This window comes from Roseibium litorale (assembly GCF_014842915.1).
GTDB lineage: Bacteria > Pseudomonadota > Alphaproteobacteria > Rhizobiales > Stappiaceae > Roseibium > Roseibium litorale.
In genome coordinates, this window is the sequence record NZ_JACYXI010000007.1 from 189,484 (window position 1) to 203,545 (window position 14,062).

A 14,062-nucleotide genomic window follows, 5' to 3' on the forward strand; every position below is an offset into this window, starting at 1 on the left:
TCAGCCTTCTTCGCAGATACGAGATTTTCCGGCCTGAGGGCCGTTGACCCGAGATAAAGAGCAAACCGATGAAATTCACACTGTCCTGGTTGAAGGAACACCTTGAGACCGACGCAACCCTGGAGCAGATCGCCGAAAAACTGACGATGATCGGCCTGGAAGTTGAAGAAGTCTCCGATCCGGCTGCCCGTCTCGCGCCGTTCAAGATCGCCCGGGTGATCGAAGCCGTTCAGCACCCGAACGCCGACCGCCTGCGCGTCCTCAAGGTCGATACTGGTGAAGGCGATCCGATCCAGGTCGTCTGCGGTGCGCCGAACGCCCGCACCGGTCTGGTGGGTGTGCTCGGCAAGCCGGGCGACTACGTCCCTGGCCTGGATGTCACCCTCTCTGTCGGCAAGATCCGCGATGTCGAGAGCTTCGGCATGATGTGCTCCGAGCGCGAACTGGAACTCTCCGACGAGCACAATGGGATCATCGATCTGCCGGAAGATGCACCGGTCGGCATGAGCTATGCCAAATGGATGGGCCTTGATGATCCGGTCATCGAAATCGGCCTGACCCCGAACCGTCCGGACTGCACCGGTGTTTATGGCATTGCCCGCGATCTGGCCGCTGCCGGTCTCGGCACGCTGAAGGACCGCAAGACTGATCCGGTCCGCGGCAGCTACCCCTGCCCCACCAAGGTCGAGTTCGCTTTCGGCGACACCCATCCGCTGTGCAAGGCTTTCGGCCTGCGTCTCGTCAAGGGGGTCAAGAACGGCCCTTCGCCGAAGTGGATGCAGGACCGCCTGCGCGCCATCGGCCTGCGCCCGATCAACACGCTGGTGGACATCACCAACTACATGACCTTCGACCAGGGCCGCCCGCTGCACGTCTTCGACGCTGCCAAGGTCGCCGGTAACCTGGTTGTCCGCCGGGCTGCCGAAGGTGAAAGCATCGACGGTCTGAACGGCAAGAGCTATCAGCTCGACCCGAGCATCTGTGTCATTTCCGATGACAACGGCATTGAAAGCCTAGGCGGCATTCTGGGCGGCGAGCACTCCGGCTGCACAGAAACGACCACTGATGTGCTGATCGAATCCGCTCTGTGGGATGAGAACGGAATTGCCGCAACAGGCCGCAAGCTGGGCGTCAACACGGACGCCCGCTACCGTTTCGAGCGCGGTGTGGATCCGGACTTCATGCAGCCTGGCCTTGAAATGGCGACCCGCATGGTCCTGGACCTGTGCGGCGGCGAGGCTTCTGAGCTGGAAGTGGCGGGAGACCTGCCGGATGCGACCAACATCATCGACTTCCCCTATGCGGAAGTGAAGCGTCTGTCCGGCATTGATGTGTCTGTGGCCGAAATCAACGTAACCCTTAAGGCTCTCGGCTTCTGGCTGTCCGGCTCCGGTGATGTCGTCAAGGTTGCCGCTCCGAGCTGGCGTCCCGACATCGAAGGCAAGGCCGATCTGGTCGAAGAAGTGGTCCGTATCATCGGTCTGGACCGGGTGGTCTCCACACCGCTGCCGCGCACCAGCTCGATCAGTGGCCGGGTTCTGACCCTTGGTCAGATCCGCCGCAACCGTGCCCGCCGCGCTCTTGCCTCCCGCGGACTGAACGAAGCGATTACCTGGTCCTTCATTGCCAAGGCGACGGCTGAAGCCTTCGGCGGTGGCAAGCCGGAACTGGCGCTTGCCAACCCGATTTCCGCAGACCTTTCGGACATGCGGCCGAGCCTGCTGCCGGGCCTCCTGGCTGCAGCTCAGCGCAATGCCGACCGCGGCTTCCCGGATGTTGCCTTGTTCGAGATCGGGCAGATCTTCGCGGGCGATGCACCTGAGGATCAGTCCATGGCCGCTGCCGGCGTCCGCCGGGGCACGGCCAAGCTCCAGGGCGCTGCCCGCCACTGGTCTGGTTCCTCCGCTGCCGTGGACGTCTTCGATGCCAAGGCCGATGCGGAAGCCGTTCTGGCCGCCATTGGGGCACCTGTCGACAAGCTGCAGGTCTACCGGGATGCCCCGGACTACTTCCACCCGGGCCGCTCCGGCGCGCTGAAGCTCGGCCCGAAGAACACGCTCGCCGTGTTCGGTGAGATCCATCCGCGCACTCTCGCCCTTCTCGATATCGAAGGACCGGTTGTCGCGTTCGAAATCTTCCCGGACAACCTGCCCCAGCCGAAGGGCAAGGCAACCCGCTCCAAGGGCGCGCTCGACGCCTCCGGCCTGATGCCGGTCCGCCGCGACTTCGCCTTCGTGGTGAAGAAGGACGTTGCCGCGGAAACCCTGCTGAAGGCTGCCCGTGGGGCAGACAAGAGCCTGATCACGGATGTGAACCTCTTCGACATCTATGAAGGCAAGGGCGTTGCGGAAGACAGCAAGTCTGTCGCCATCGACATCACCTTGCAGCCGCGCCAGAAGACCCTCACGGACGAGGAAATCGATGCTGTCGCAAAGAAGGTGATTGCCTCGGTCGAAAAAGCAACCGGCGGCACGCTTCGCAGCTAAGCACTTCGGTACTCCCCTTCCCGCTCGCGCGGGAAGGGCCTCTCTCCCCGGCCCGAATCTGCTAGTCAGGGTTCACTGTGAGCTTCAGGGAGAGTGGCATGCACGATGATCTTGACTGGAGCGCGGATGCACTTGCCGATCCTTACCGCACGTCCGAGGACGACCGCAAAGCAGCCCTTTGCAGCTTAATCCGGCACTCTCCCGTCCTGCTCGACATTCTGACCGCCCTCCGGGAGCTTGAGCTTCCCGACGCCTGGCTTGTCTCGGGCGGGCTTTACCAGAACCTCTGGAACCACCTAACGGACAGGCCCTTCGGCTATGGCATCAAGGACTATGACGTCATTTATTTTGACGGCCAGGACCTGAGCTATGAAGCCGAAGACGTTGTCATTCGGAAGGTTCAGGACCGGCTGGCGCATGTGGAGGCGGAAGTCGAAGTGCGCAATCAGGCCCGCGTTCACCTCTGGTACAAGCAGCGCTTCGGTTCCGATTATCCGCCCTTGTCCTGCTCGACAGAATCCCTTTGCAACTACGCGTCCAAGACCCATTCCATCGCCGCCCGCATTGTCGCAGGTGATGAGATCGAGATCGCCGCGCCCTTTGGGCTGGCCAATGTATTCGGTCTGCGGCTCGTCCCGAACTATGTGGTGCCGAACCGGAGGACCTATGAGGAGAAGGGCGCGAGAATGCTGGCGCTCTGGCCTGAGTTGACGATTGAACCGTGGAACGAAAAGGCCGGCTAGAGCGTTTCCTCTCTTGATTGAATCTTTGGGGATTCCTGTTTTCAGCGAATTGTGATTCAAGATGCTGTCTGGTGAGGAGGCCAGCATCTGATGACCCGACCTCTTTCTAATGATCTTCGTGAGCGTGTGGTTGCCGCGGTTTCTGCCGGGGCGGCCTGCCGTTCTGTGGCGGCGCGCTTCGGTGTTTCGGTGTCTTCCGTCGTGAAGTGGTCGCAGCGGCATCGGGTGACAGGTTCGGTCGCACCGGGCAAGACCGGCGGCCACCGCAAACCCGTTCTGGAGCCGCATCGCGCCTTCATCGTGGAACGGATCGAGCAGACGCCAGACCTCACCTTGCACCGGTTGAAGGACGAACTGGCGGCACGCGGGGTGAAGATCTCGCACAATACGGTGTGGACGTTCCTGCGCCGCGAGGGCCTGCGCTTCAAAAAAAACGCTGTTCGCCCTTGAACAGGCGCGCGCGGACGTCGCGCGCAGGCGTCGTCACTGGAAGGTCCGGCAAACCCGGCTTGATCCTGCCCGCCTTGTCTTCATCGACGAAACCTGGATCAAGACCAACATGGCGCCGCTGCGCGGCTGGGGGCGGAAAGGCAAACGGCTCAGAGGCTTCGCCCCGCACGGCCACTGGCGCACGCTGACCTTCCTCGGCGCCTTGCGCTGCGACCGCCTTGCCGCCCCTTGCGTCTTCGACGGACCCATCAACGGCCGTTGCTTCGCCGCCTATGTCGAGCAACAGCTCGTGCCCGCCCTCAAGGCTGGCGACATCGTCATCATGGACAATCTCGGCAGCCACAAGTCCGCAGCGGTGCGCGACGCCATCAAGGCCGCCGGTGCCACGCTTCGCTTTCTGCCACCCTACTCGCCCGACCTCAATCCGATCGAGCAGGCCTTCTCGAAGATCAAGCACTGGATGCGACAGGCCCAGAAGAGAAGCATCGAGGACACATGGCGCCACATCGGCACCCTTGTCGCATCCATCAAGCCAAACGAATGTGCAAACTATCTCGCAAACGCTGGATATGCTGCCGTCAAAACATGAAACGCTCTAGAACGTCACCATCACTGGGATCAGCCCACGGACGGAGTTGCCGGCAAAGACCTTGGCGCCGATGAGATCCTCGCGCCGGAGGTCCGCTTCCACCGCAATGCTCTGTTCCAGAAGCCCCGCCCGGAATGTGCCGGGCAGGAGACCATGACGCAGCCCCGGCGTCAGCAGCCGCCCCTTTGATGCGACAAACAAACTCGTGAAGCTGCCCTCGGTCAGGAAGCCAGCTTCGTTCTCAAAGAGAACTTCGTCACATCCAGTTTCCGACGCCATCTGCTGGCGGGTCTCGTCATAGAAGGCCCGGTTCGTGGTCTTGTGATAGAGAAAGACGTCATCGCTGCGGGTGCGCTGGGATGCAATCCGCACGTGCCAAACCTTGTTGCCACCGGCAGGCGCAAGCAGCGCAGCCGTAATGCCAAACACACCGTCTCTGCCAACGAGCACACGAACCCGCAGCGGACCGGACCAGTTGTCCGCCAACCGCTTCAGCTCGGAGCAAAGTGCGTCCTGGTCGAACTCATAGGCAAAATAGCGCGCCGACGACGCGAGCCGTTCCAGATGGCGTTCCAGGAGCAAGAAACCCTCATCCGGGGTCCAGGCCAAAGTTTCCAGCAGTTCAAAGGATTTTGTTTCCCGGCTAATGAAACTTAGTTTGAGTTTGCATTCGTCGTATTCCGGCCCGGCGCCAGAGTCGAAAACCACGCCGGATCCGGTGCCTGCAATGCACCTGCCGTCCTTGCGCATATCCAGCGTCCGGATCGCCACGTTGAAGGCAAAGTCGCCTGAGGGTTCGATATGGCCGATGGACCCGGTGTAGACACCGCGCGGACTTGTCTCCAGCTGATTGGCGATCAGCATGGCGCTCAGTTTCGGCGCGCCCGTGATCGATCCGCAGGGAAACAAGTTCTCGATGATGCGCGGGAAATCCGTCTCTGGCTCCAGCTCGGCCTCAACGGTCGAGGTCATCTGGTGAAGGCTCTGGTAACGCTCCACGTCGCAGAGCTTCGTCACTTGAACGCTGCCAGGCACTGAAATGCGCGACAGATCATTGCGCATCAGATCCACGATCATCGTGTTCTCGGCGCGCTGTTTCGGGTCGCTGGCCAGTTCCCGGGCGATGCGTGCGTCGTCCATCTCATCCAGCCCGCGCGGCGCGGTTCCTTTCATCGGCCTGGTGCGCAACCGCTTGCCTTCCCGTTCCAGAAACAGTTCCGGCGACAGGGACAGGACCGCCCGGTCCTCAAGATGCAAAAAGGCCGCGTGGGCAACCGGCTGGTTGCGCATCAGCCGCAGGAAAGCCGCTTCAGGAGAGCCTTCATGGCGAAGGCTTGCACGGATGGTCAGATTGACCTGAAATATATCACCCTTTGCGAGATGGTCACGAACCTTCGCAAAGGCACCGCCATACTGGTCGGAAGTCACGTCGAATTCCGGAGCGCCAAGACCAGAGGCTCTGCCACCCGCGGCGGCGGCCAGCAGATCTTCCGCCTCGCTCAGGCTCAGTGTCTCCGGCGCCTCATAAACACCGAACCAACCGAGCAGATCGCCCGTCCGCTGCCAGCGCTCGCGCAGCTTCGGCTCGAAGGCAAAGCCCAGCTCATAGGCAAGGAACCCCGCAAGGTGAGCACCCTGCCCCCTTGCTGCTTCAACCTGGTTCAGGAAATCTGGAACCTCGCCAAGCTCCCGGCAGGAAATCTCCCGCCTGGCCCCGCGAAACAGCAGCGCCTTTTTCTTCTGCAGCAGATCAAGCAGTAAAACTGAGCCGGCAGGGAGCGGAGAATTCGGCAATGTCGGAAACTCGGGCAAGGGTCAAAGGCTGTCATGCCCGCAGGCTTGCAGCGCTCTTTGCATTCCATTGCCTCAGGGTCAAGACCATGCGGCAAAGCTTCCTCTGCCTGCCGCACGGAAATCTTCAAGGCCTTCCGTCAAGGCCGGAAAGCCCCGCTATACCAGTTGCAATCCTGCCGCGATCAGAGGCTGCAGGACACGCCCGTGCCCCGGATACCGCAATAGCCGTTCGGGTTTTTCGCCAGGTATTGCTGATGATAGTCTTCAGCGTAATAGAAGGTCTCGTCCGTGCGGATTTCCGTCGTGATCGACCGGGTGACACCGGCCTCACGTAAGGCCTGCTGATAGGCAGACTTCGATACTTCGACAGCCTCCAGATCCTCAGGCCCGGCATAGATGGCGGAGCGGTACTGTGTGCCTGTGTCATTGCCCTGGCGCATGCCTTGGGTCGGGTCATGATTTTCCCAGAACACCTTCAACAGCGTTTCAAGCGTGATCTTTGCGGGATCATAGACAACCAGCACAATCTCCGTGTGGCCGGTCCTTCCGGTGCAGGTTTCATTGTAGGTCGGATTCGGGGTGTGGCCACCGGCATAGCCAACGGCCGTCACCCAGACGCCCGGCAGCTGCCAGAACAGGCGCTCAGCCCCCCAGAAACATCCCATGCCCACTTGCAGGGTTTTAAACCCTTCCGGGAAGGGCGGTACGATAGAGCGTCCGTTCACATAGTGGGGGGCGGAAGGAACGATGGCTTCGGCGCGCCCAGGCAGCGCCTCTTCCGGCGTTGGCAGAGAAAACTTCTTTGACAGCATGGTCATGAAAGACATGATCGGTTCCTTGCGCTCACGCGGTCAGCTTCAACATCCGCCCCGCATGGACAGACACCGCGAGTTGCCAAGGTGGATGACCAAGATGGCTGGGCGGAGCAGACCGCAATGGATCAAGTTCCAAGATGGCGCTCAAACCGCGCGCCCGCAAGCCCCGCACACGCAGCCGTGTTTCAGACTTGAGAACCAAGTGGGGCCTGATCAGAAGTAGCGTGGCTGGCGTGCCCGTCTGCGGCTTCCAAGCCAAAGCGTCGCAGACCCGGCAAGAAGAGCAACCAGCCAGAGCGGCCAGGACAAAACAGGCTCGACCGCAACATCCCACACTTCCGGATCGACGGAAGTGGTCACGCTTTCCTTTACCGTTTCGGGCCCTTGGACAGAGACACCCTCCCAGATCTGCCGTACGGACGTCACCACGACTTCCGACCGCGCGATCGATTTTGTTCCGTCAGACACCATCGCGACCAGTGCCATCGCGAAAAGAACGGTCCCCGCGAAGCGGAGCAAAAATTTGATCAACGCAATCATACCCGGCCACTCACTCAAACTCAGAACCGAATGGGACATATAAAAACACAACCAAGCAAAACACTCAGCCGTCCTTAAATGGTTCCGGCTGCGCGTTTTTTGCGGACATCATCCCAATGGAAAAACTCTAGCCAAAGAATTCCCTTACGGCAACTTCTTCTTTTCCGTTAGTTTTTGTGCATCCGGAGAAGCGCCTGCGCGCTCAACAATCCACAGGGATAGACAGGAAAATAAAAAACTTTAAAGGCAGCTTGCGCTTACGCGTTTCGTCAGTATATTGCGCGACTTGCAGGCGGCGCTTGACGCTGCTTCGAACGGACAGGTGGCCGAGTGGTTGAAGGCGCACGCCTGGAACGCGTGTATACGGGCAACCGTATCGAGGGTTCGAATCCCTCTCTGTCCGCCATTTTTCTTTTTGCGCGCCAGACTTTGGCTATTTGAGCGGATAGTTCTGGATTAGGACTTTGTCCTCGCTCCTCCTCTACAACTTTCACCATGCTCTAAGTACTCGGTTTGTGGCAGACGTTCCGCGGCGTTTCAACACTTCCGAGCTTGCGTGTCAGCCTGCACTTTCCGTTTCAATACACCGGCATGGATCCCGCCCAACTTATGCCAGATTTACCGGGTGCAAAGACAGCGCTCTGCAACGCTGCATAGGCTGCAGACGTTTGATATGATCAAGCCGGCCGCCTGGCGTTTGGCCGCCTTTGCAGCGATGGGGATGACAGGACCTGTAATACACGGGAGCGGGATTAGAAATGTTGCCGTGCCGAGCACTGTCCCGCCGTGCCTTTTGCGGCACCATTTTTACCGCAGGCCTTACGTCCTGTGTCCCCTTTGCAGAAATGAACAGCGGCTACGCCCCTACGCTCTGTGACACCCAACGCGCCTACCGGGGGCAGCCCAAGCTCGCGTCCCGTATTGCGCTTCCTCTCAAGCGGCACCCCTTGTCAGCGCCGCCGTTACCGGCTCCTGCCGCGAAGCGGCTGGACTCTGTTCTGGACGAGGCCATGCGACGCTCTGGCGCAAGCGCAATCAACGCTGCAGTGCGTGTTCCGGGCAAGGGCGTGTGGGAGAGCACAAGGCCTCGAAGCGCTCCTGCGATCGCCCAATGGGCAAGTGCAGGAAAGACGTTCACCGCCACAGCCATTCTCATGCTGGTGGACCGGGGCCAGATCTCACTCGACGATCCGGTATCGATATGGATCGAAGACCTTCCGAACGGCAACGCAATCACCATCCGCCATCTGCTCAGTCACACGAGCGGCCTTTTCAGTGCGAATGAGGACCGCGCCTACAGACAAGCCCCCCGCATTTTATCTTTGGCCGAGGAAATCAGCATACTGAAGCGTCACGGGGCAATGTTTTGTCCGGGCGAGAACTGGCGTTATTCGAACTCCAACTATTCTCTTCTGGGAGCAGTGCTTTCCCGCGTTGAGGGACCGCCCTACACACAGGTGATTTCGGAACGGATCCTGAAGCCGCTTCACCTCACCCGAACCCGTGTTACCAGCGAAAGCGACACGCTTGATGACGTGGTTCCGCCCCAGGCGCCCGGGGCAGGCGAAATTGCGGCGGATCCCCGCAAGGCAGGACCAGCGGGCGGAATTGTTGGGCCGGCGTCCGAAATGCTGGTTTTCTGGCAAGCGCTGCTGGAAGCCCGCCTCATCTCTCCTGCGGCTTTGAGGACGGCCTTCCAGGACCTCTATCCGATGTTCGGTCAGCCTATGTACTATGGTCTCGGCGTGATGGCTTATCCCCTTCAGGACGGCCCGCTCCTCATCGGCCACAGCGGTGGAGGCGCGGGGCTCAAGACCGTGATCGTTTATGACACGACCCGCCAGGCCTTCGCAGCCGTCAGTGTGTCCGGACAGAAGGGCGCCGAGGCAACGGCGCTCGCCTTGCTCGAAACCTTGTGACGACCGCAGCAGAACTAATGCTGCATAAGCAGTCAGAATCCCGGCTCTTTTAAGGTCTATTGCGTATTGCTCCGTCTACCCGCACGGGTTGATATGGCAGTGTTTGCAGTGCGAAATTTCAGGAGCGGACAATGTCCAGCGAAATGAAAGCAGCCGTCGTGCGAGCCTTTGGCAAACCGCTCGACATCTCTTCAGTCAAACGCCCGAAGGCCACCAGGGGCAAGATCGTCGTCAAGATCGAAGCCTGCGGCGTCTGCCACACCGATCTTCACGCCGCAGAAGGGGACTGGCCGGTCAAGCCGGAACCTCCCTTCATTCCGGGCCATGAGGGCGTCGGTTTTGTCTGCGAGGTTGGTGAGGGCGTTACCAGCGTCAAGGAAGGCGACCGTGTCGGCGTTCCCTGGCTCCACACCGCCTGCGGCCATTGCCGCCACTGTGTGGGCGGCTGGGAAACGCTTTGCGCCGATCAGCAAAACACCGGTTACAGCGTCAATGGCGGGTTTGCCGAATATGTTCTGGCCGATCCGGACTATGTCGGCCATCTGCCGGACGGACTGGCGTTCTCACCGGCAGCTCCGATCTTGTGCGCGGGCGTAACTGTCTACAAGGGCCTGAAGGAAACCGATACCAAGCCGGGCGACACAGTCGTCATTGCAGGTGTTGGCGGTCTCGGTCACCTGGCAGTTCAATATGCCAAGGCCATGGGCCGGCATGTGGTCGCGGTTGACATCGCAGACAGCAAGCTGGAGCTGGCGAAGTCCCTCGGAGCGGATCTGACCATCAATGCCGCGACAACAGACCCCGTGGCAGAACTGGCCAAGCTTGGCGGCGCCAATGGTGTCTTGGTGACGGCGGTTTCCCCCAAGTCCTTCTCCCAAGGCCACGCCATGCTGGGCCGTGGCGGCACCATGGCGCTTGTAGGCCTGCCGCCGGGAGACTTTCCGATGCCAATTTTCGACACGGTTCTGATGCGCAAGACAATTCGCGGGTCGATCGTTGGTACGCGCAACGATCTGGTGGAAGCGCTGCAGTTCGCCGCCGAAGGCAAGGTCGCCTCGCATTACAGCGAAGACAGCCTCGACAACATCAATGCCATCTTCGACAAGATGCGTAATGGGGCCATTGATGGCCGCGTTGTCATGACACTCTGACGCCGCATCTCCAAACCCGGCTCCGGCCCCCGGCACAGGGGCCGGAGTTTTTTGTCAGTCAATCAGGTTCACATCCGCCATCATGTCGGCGGCCGTTTCCTGGACAAATTCAGACAGAGCGGCAGGGCTGAGACCTTCGGGCAGACGCAAGTCGGCGGAAGCCTTGAACAGCATCTCGCCGGACATGGAGCCTGGAACCACTTCAGTTTCCAGGTGCTCGATGCTGACGCCATGCTCGCGCAGAACCCTTGTGATCCGGCGCAGAATGCCGGGATGATCCTGTGAAATCAGATCAAGATGCGCTGCAGCTCCCTTCGCGGGCTCCGGACGCGACTTATCCGACCTCAGGGTGATTGCGACACCGTCTTTAAGCAGCACGTCGAACTTCTGATGAAGATCGCCAATAGCCTCTTCCTCAATATCAACGCTGACAATGCCCGCAAACTCGCCGCCGAGCCGGGCCATAGAGCTTTCAACCCAGTTGCCTCCCGCGTCCGCAATCGCCTCTGCGAGGCGTTCCACCAGTCCCGGACGGTCCTTGGCGATGACAGTAAACACCAGATGGCTGGGCATTTGAGGTCTCCTTAGCATGCCCGGGAGCAGGTTGCGGGTTTTCAGGCGCGCACCTTCCACGGATGAAAACAACCATACCCCGAGACCTTTGCGGTGCAAAATTGTGACGCTGGCAGCTCTTGCGCCGTCTGTCCTTGGCCGTTAAGAAGCGCCCCTCGTTCGTTTTCGCTCCGCACGTCCGGCCACGCGGCAGTTTTCCCGAGCTGCGTGCATCAGAAAGATTCGCCCATGTCCCTCGCTTATGGTCTCGACTTCGGCACATCCAATACGGTGATGGCGCAGAGCCTTGGCCAGGGCAATTCCGCCACGCTCGCGTTCGGCAGCGAGCCGGACATCCTTAAGGGGATCGCAACGGTGCTGAGCTTTCTGGACGGCGGCGCATCCCGCGCACCGGAGCCGGAAGTCGGGCCCTGGGCCATCCGGCAGTTTATTGAGCACGCTGGCGACGTGCGTTTCATCCAGTCTCTGAAGACATTCGTTGCCAGCCGCCAGTTCAAGGGAACCGGTGTCTTCGGCCGCCCGTTTGATTTCGAAGCGCTGATGGAGACGCTGATCTCCAAGGCCCTCGACCATCTGACTGTTCCGCTGAACCCGGATGGCGCACGGCTTGTCGTCGGGCGGCCGGTTATTTTTGCGGGCGGCGCGCCGGACGAAGTTCTGGCCATGGCCCGCTACCGGACAGCGCTGTCCCGGCTAGGCTTCGGAGAGATTCTCTTCGTCTATGAACCCGTAGCAGCGGCCTTTTCCTTCGCCCAGCGCCTGAAGAGTGATGCCACCGTGCTGGTCGCCGACTTTGGCGGCGGCACCACGGATTATTCCCTCATGCGTTTCTCTGTCGACGGAGGCCATGTCAATGCGACGCCGCTGGGCCGTGGCGGTGTTGGCATCGCCGGAGACACTTTCGACTACCGGATCATCGACAACGTGATCCTGCCGGAGCTTGGCAAGGGCAGCACCTATCGCAGCATGGGCAAACAGCTCGAGATGCCGCCAAACCTCTTTTCCAATTTCGCCCGCTGGCACCTCCTGTCGGTTTTCAAGACGTCCGACGACTACCGAGAGATGAAGAAGCTGCTGCGCTGGTGCGACGAGCCGGAGAAGATCGAACTGTTCATCGAACTGGTGGAAGAAGACCAGGGCTATCCACTCTACAAGAGCGTGTCCGATGCCAAGGCGCTTCTGTCCAGCGAAGACAGCGCGGAACTGCGCTTCGAACCGCTTGGCAAGGACTTCGCGGTGACGATAGCACGCGATGATTTCGAGAGCTGGATTTCGGAAGACCTGAACCGGATGAATACGGCCCTTGATGCGACGCTCGCAGATGCCGGTCTCGCCGATGGGGATATTGATCAGGTGTTCCTGACAGGCGGGACGTCTTTCGTGCCGGCAGTCCGGCGCATGTTCGCCAGCCGCTTCGGGCAGGAAAAGCTGGCCAGCGGCGAAGAAATGTCCTCAATCGCCACCGGCCTTGCCGTCATTGGCGCCCGCGAGGACGCTGCAGCCTGGGCCGTCGGCTGACCGCCCGGGCTTTCGCGCACCCCGCGATCAGGCAAATACCCGGCGCAGAACCGGTACTTTCGACAGGATCAGAAGATCCAGCGCAAGCACGGTGACAAGGGTCAGACCTGCCAGCGGGAAGGCCATGGATACGGCCAGCATCAGCACCATCGCGCCACGCCAGTGAGGCCGGTTCTCCGGAACCTGAGGCGCAAAGAAGCGAGGCGCCGCCTTGCTGGGGCGGCGGGTCCACCACATCAGCACGCCGCTGATGCAAAGGAACTGGACGGACAGGCACACCAGCGTGTTCAGCGCCAGGTTCCAAAGTCCCGTAAGGCCCATGTGCAGCGGAATACTGACAGCCATGGTCTTGCCCGCCAGCGAATAATCCGCAAAGCCCACATTGGCCAGAACACGGCCCGTATAGCGGTCCACGTGCACCGTCCGGTCGGAGAACGGATCTTCCGCATCCGCGCTCATTGTGTCCTGATTGATCGTCCAGACCCCAGTTTCCCCCTTCGGATAAGCAACCCGGTAGCGGGCGTTGAAACCTGCGGCCTTTGCCAGACTGGAAACGCTATCGATATCGACCGGCGTGCCCGGCGCAATGCCAACCACGCCTGCCTGGGACCCGGAAGCCGGCATCAGGGTCTGCTCCAAAGCCCAAGGCACATCAGACATCGCACCATGGTTCATCGAGGCGTGGGTTTCGTCAGACAGGGGGACATTGTCCCACTTTTCCGCTGGAAACGTGTTCCAAGCCTGAACAAGCTTGGTGCCCCATACCCCTGTCCAGGACATGCCGGAAAGAAGAAATAGCAGCAGGAAGAACGAAACCCAGATACCGATGACGGTGTGAAGCGACTTGAGGAAGGCCCGTCCGGACTGGCCAAAGGCGGGGACGAGGCAATCCCTGAGGCGCTGGCCGCGCGGCCACCAGAGATAGACACCGGAAATCAGCATCACGATGCCAAGTCCCGCTGCAATCTCAAGAATCCGGTCTCCCGGTGTGCCAAGCAGCAGATCGCTATGGATGTTATCCGCAAAATCATACCAGCCATTGCGGCGGACCCAGGTCTCGACGACCCCGCCGGTATAGGGATCAATGGCCACCATGGTCTGAACCCCATCAGGAGCCTTCACCCGGAAGACTGCGACACGATCAACGGCCTTCGGACTAAGCCATTCGACGACGGTGCCGCCGGGGATCGCCTCTGCTGCCAGTTCAGCCTGCCGCGAGACGGCCATTGCGGAAACGCTTGCCGGAACCGGCACGGTGATGTTCTCACCATCGCGTCCGTCAAAATAGCCGATGTACATCATCATCATGCCGGTCACGGAGAGGATCAGCAGGAACGGGATGATGAAAAGGCCTGCATAGAAATGCCAGCGCCAGGCCGCGAGATAGAAGCGGCGGTCATAAACGGCAGGTTTGCCGGTTGCGGCGGACGCCGCATCGAACGGAAGACTGTTATCTGTCATGAGATACCCTAAGCGCACAGGTC

The 14,062-nt window shown here is 60.5% G+C and carries 11 protein-coding genes and 1 tRNA gene; 7 read left to right on the forward strand and 5 right to left on the reverse strand.

Features of this window, described 5'->3' with window-relative positions; translation table 11 throughout:
* Nucleotides 1-68: 68 nt before the first annotated feature.
* From pheT to IG616_RS12605, 3 genes are all read left to right on the forward strand, one after another.
* Nucleotides 69-2,486 (forward strand): phenylalanine--tRNA ligase subunit beta, encoded by a 2,418-nt coding sequence (gene pheT, locus IG616_RS12595; RefSeq protein WP_192148521.1) that lies wholly within the window; start codon nt 69-71, stop codon nt 2,484-2,486.
* Nucleotides 2,487-2,584: 98 nt separating this feature from the next.
* Nucleotides 2,585-3,229: a nucleotidyltransferase family protein gene (locus tag IG616_RS12600; RefSeq protein WP_192148522.1), complete on the forward strand. Its 645-nt coding sequence runs from the start codon at nt 2,585-2,587 to the stop codon at nt 3,227-3,229.
* Nucleotides 3,230-3,319: 90 nt separating this feature from the next.
* Nucleotides 3,320-4,268 (forward strand): IS630 family transposase gene (locus IG616_RS12605; protein ID WP_192148523.1). Its coding sequence is split into 2 segments (ribosomal slippage): nt 3,320-3,655 and nt 3,657-4,268, totalling 948 coding nucleotides; the frame shifts between segments, so codons are not numbered across the junction.
* Nucleotides 4,269-4,274: 6 nt separating this feature from the next.
* On the opposite strand, the gene pabB is transcribed toward IG616_RS12605, so the two are convergent.
* The 3 genes from pabB to IG616_RS12620 all read right to left on the reverse strand — a co-directional run bounded on the left by pabB (nt 4,275) and on the right by IG616_RS12620 (nt 7,417).
* Nucleotides 4,275-6,062: an aminodeoxychorismate synthase component I gene (gene pabB / locus IG616_RS12610; RefSeq protein WP_192148524.1), complete on the reverse strand. Its 1,788-nt coding sequence runs from the start codon at nt 6,060-6,062 to the stop codon at nt 4,275-4,277.
* A gap of 182 nt (nt 6,063-6,244) precedes the next feature.
* Nucleotides 6,245-6,889, reverse strand: coding sequence for a peptide-methionine (S)-S-oxide reductase MsrA (gene msrA, locus IG616_RS12615; protein WP_192148525.1), 645 nt, complete (start codon nt 6,887-6,889; stop codon nt 6,245-6,247).
* Nucleotides 6,890-7,090: 201 nt separating this feature from the next.
* Nucleotides 7,091-7,417, reverse strand: coding sequence for a hypothetical protein (locus IG616_RS12620; RefSeq protein ID WP_192148526.1), 327 nt, complete (start codon nt 7,415-7,417; stop codon nt 7,091-7,093).
* Nucleotides 7,418-7,733: 316 nt separating this feature from the next.
* Between IG616_RS12620 and IG616_RS12625 the strand changes: the two genes are divergently transcribed.
* From IG616_RS12625 to adhP, 3 genes are all read left to right on the forward strand, one after another.
* Nucleotides 7,734-7,823 (forward strand) — tRNA-Ser (locus tag IG616_RS12625).
* Nucleotides 7,824-8,262: 439 nt separating this feature from the next.
* Complete coding sequence (locus IG616_RS12630; protein ID WP_192148527.1) at nt 8,263-9,336, forward strand: serine hydrolase domain-containing protein; 1,074 nt, start codon at nt 8,263-8,265, stop codon at nt 9,334-9,336.
* Nucleotides 9,337-9,467: 131 nt separating this feature from the next.
* On the forward strand, nt 9,468-10,487 hold the full coding sequence (gene adhP, locus IG616_RS12635; RefSeq protein WP_192148528.1) for an alcohol dehydrogenase AdhP: 1,020 nt from the start codon (nt 9,468-9,470) through the stop codon (nt 10,485-10,487).
* Between the two features lie 54 nt (nt 10,488-10,541).
* Here adhP and IG616_RS12640 read toward each other — a convergent pair whose 3' ends face one another.
* The gene (locus IG616_RS12640) at nt 10,542-11,060 is read right to left on the reverse strand and encodes a glycine cleavage system transcriptional repressor (RefSeq protein ID WP_192148529.1); all 519 of its coding nucleotides are present in this window, start codon (nt 11,058-11,060) and stop codon (nt 10,542-10,544) included.
* 228 nt (nt 11,061-11,288) lie between these two features.
* Here IG616_RS12640 and IG616_RS12645 point away from each other — a divergent pair, with 228 nt between their 5' ends.
* Nucleotides 11,289-12,578, forward strand: coding sequence for an Hsp70 family protein (locus IG616_RS12645; protein ID WP_192148530.1), 1,290 nt, complete (start codon nt 11,289-11,291; stop codon nt 12,576-12,578).
* A gap of 27 nt (nt 12,579-12,605) precedes the next feature.
* On the opposite strand, the gene IG616_RS12650 is transcribed toward IG616_RS12645, so the two are convergent.
* Nucleotides 12,606-14,039 carry a PepSY-associated TM helix domain-containing protein gene (locus IG616_RS12650; protein ID WP_192148531.1) on the reverse strand — a complete coding sequence of 478 codons (1,434 nt, stop codon included), beginning with the start codon at nt 14,037-14,039 and terminating at the stop codon, nt 12,606-12,608.
* Nucleotides 14,040-14,062: the final 23 nt, after the last annotated feature.

Excerpts from the sequence above, each read along its gene's own strand:
- IG616_RS12650 (WP_192148531.1), bottom strand. The coding sequence starts at position 14,039 with ATGACAGATAACAGTCTTCCGTTCGATGCGGCGTCCGCCGCAACCGGC.
- pheT (WP_192148521.1), top strand. The coding sequence starts at position 69 with ATGAAATTCACACTGTCCTGGTTGAAGGAACACCTTGAGACCGACGCA.
- adhP (WP_192148528.1), top strand. The coding sequence starts at position 9,468 with ATGTCCAGCGAAATGAAAGCAGCCGTCGTGCGAGCCTTTGGCAAACCG.
- IG616_RS12640 (WP_192148529.1), bottom strand. The coding sequence starts at position 11,060 with ATGCCCAGCCATCTGGTGTTTACTGTCATCGCCAAGGACCGTCCGGGA.
- msrA (WP_192148525.1), bottom strand. The coding sequence starts at position 6,889 with ATGTCTTTCATGACCATGCTGTCAAAGAAGTTTTCTCTGCCAACGCCG.
- IG616_RS12630 (WP_192148527.1), top strand. The coding sequence starts at position 8,263 with ATGAACAGCGGCTACGCCCCTACGCTCTGTGACACCCAACGCGCCTAC.
- IG616_RS12600 (WP_192148522.1), top strand. The coding sequence starts at position 2,585 with ATGCACGATGATCTTGACTGGAGCGCGGATGCACTTGCCGATCCTTAC.
- IG616_RS12620 (WP_192148526.1), bottom strand. The coding sequence starts at position 7,417 with ATGATTGCGTTGATCAAATTTTTGCTCCGCTTCGCGGGGACCGTTCTT.
- IG616_RS12645 (WP_192148530.1), top strand. The coding sequence starts at position 11,289 with ATGTCCCTCGCTTATGGTCTCGACTTCGGCACATCCAATACGGTGATG.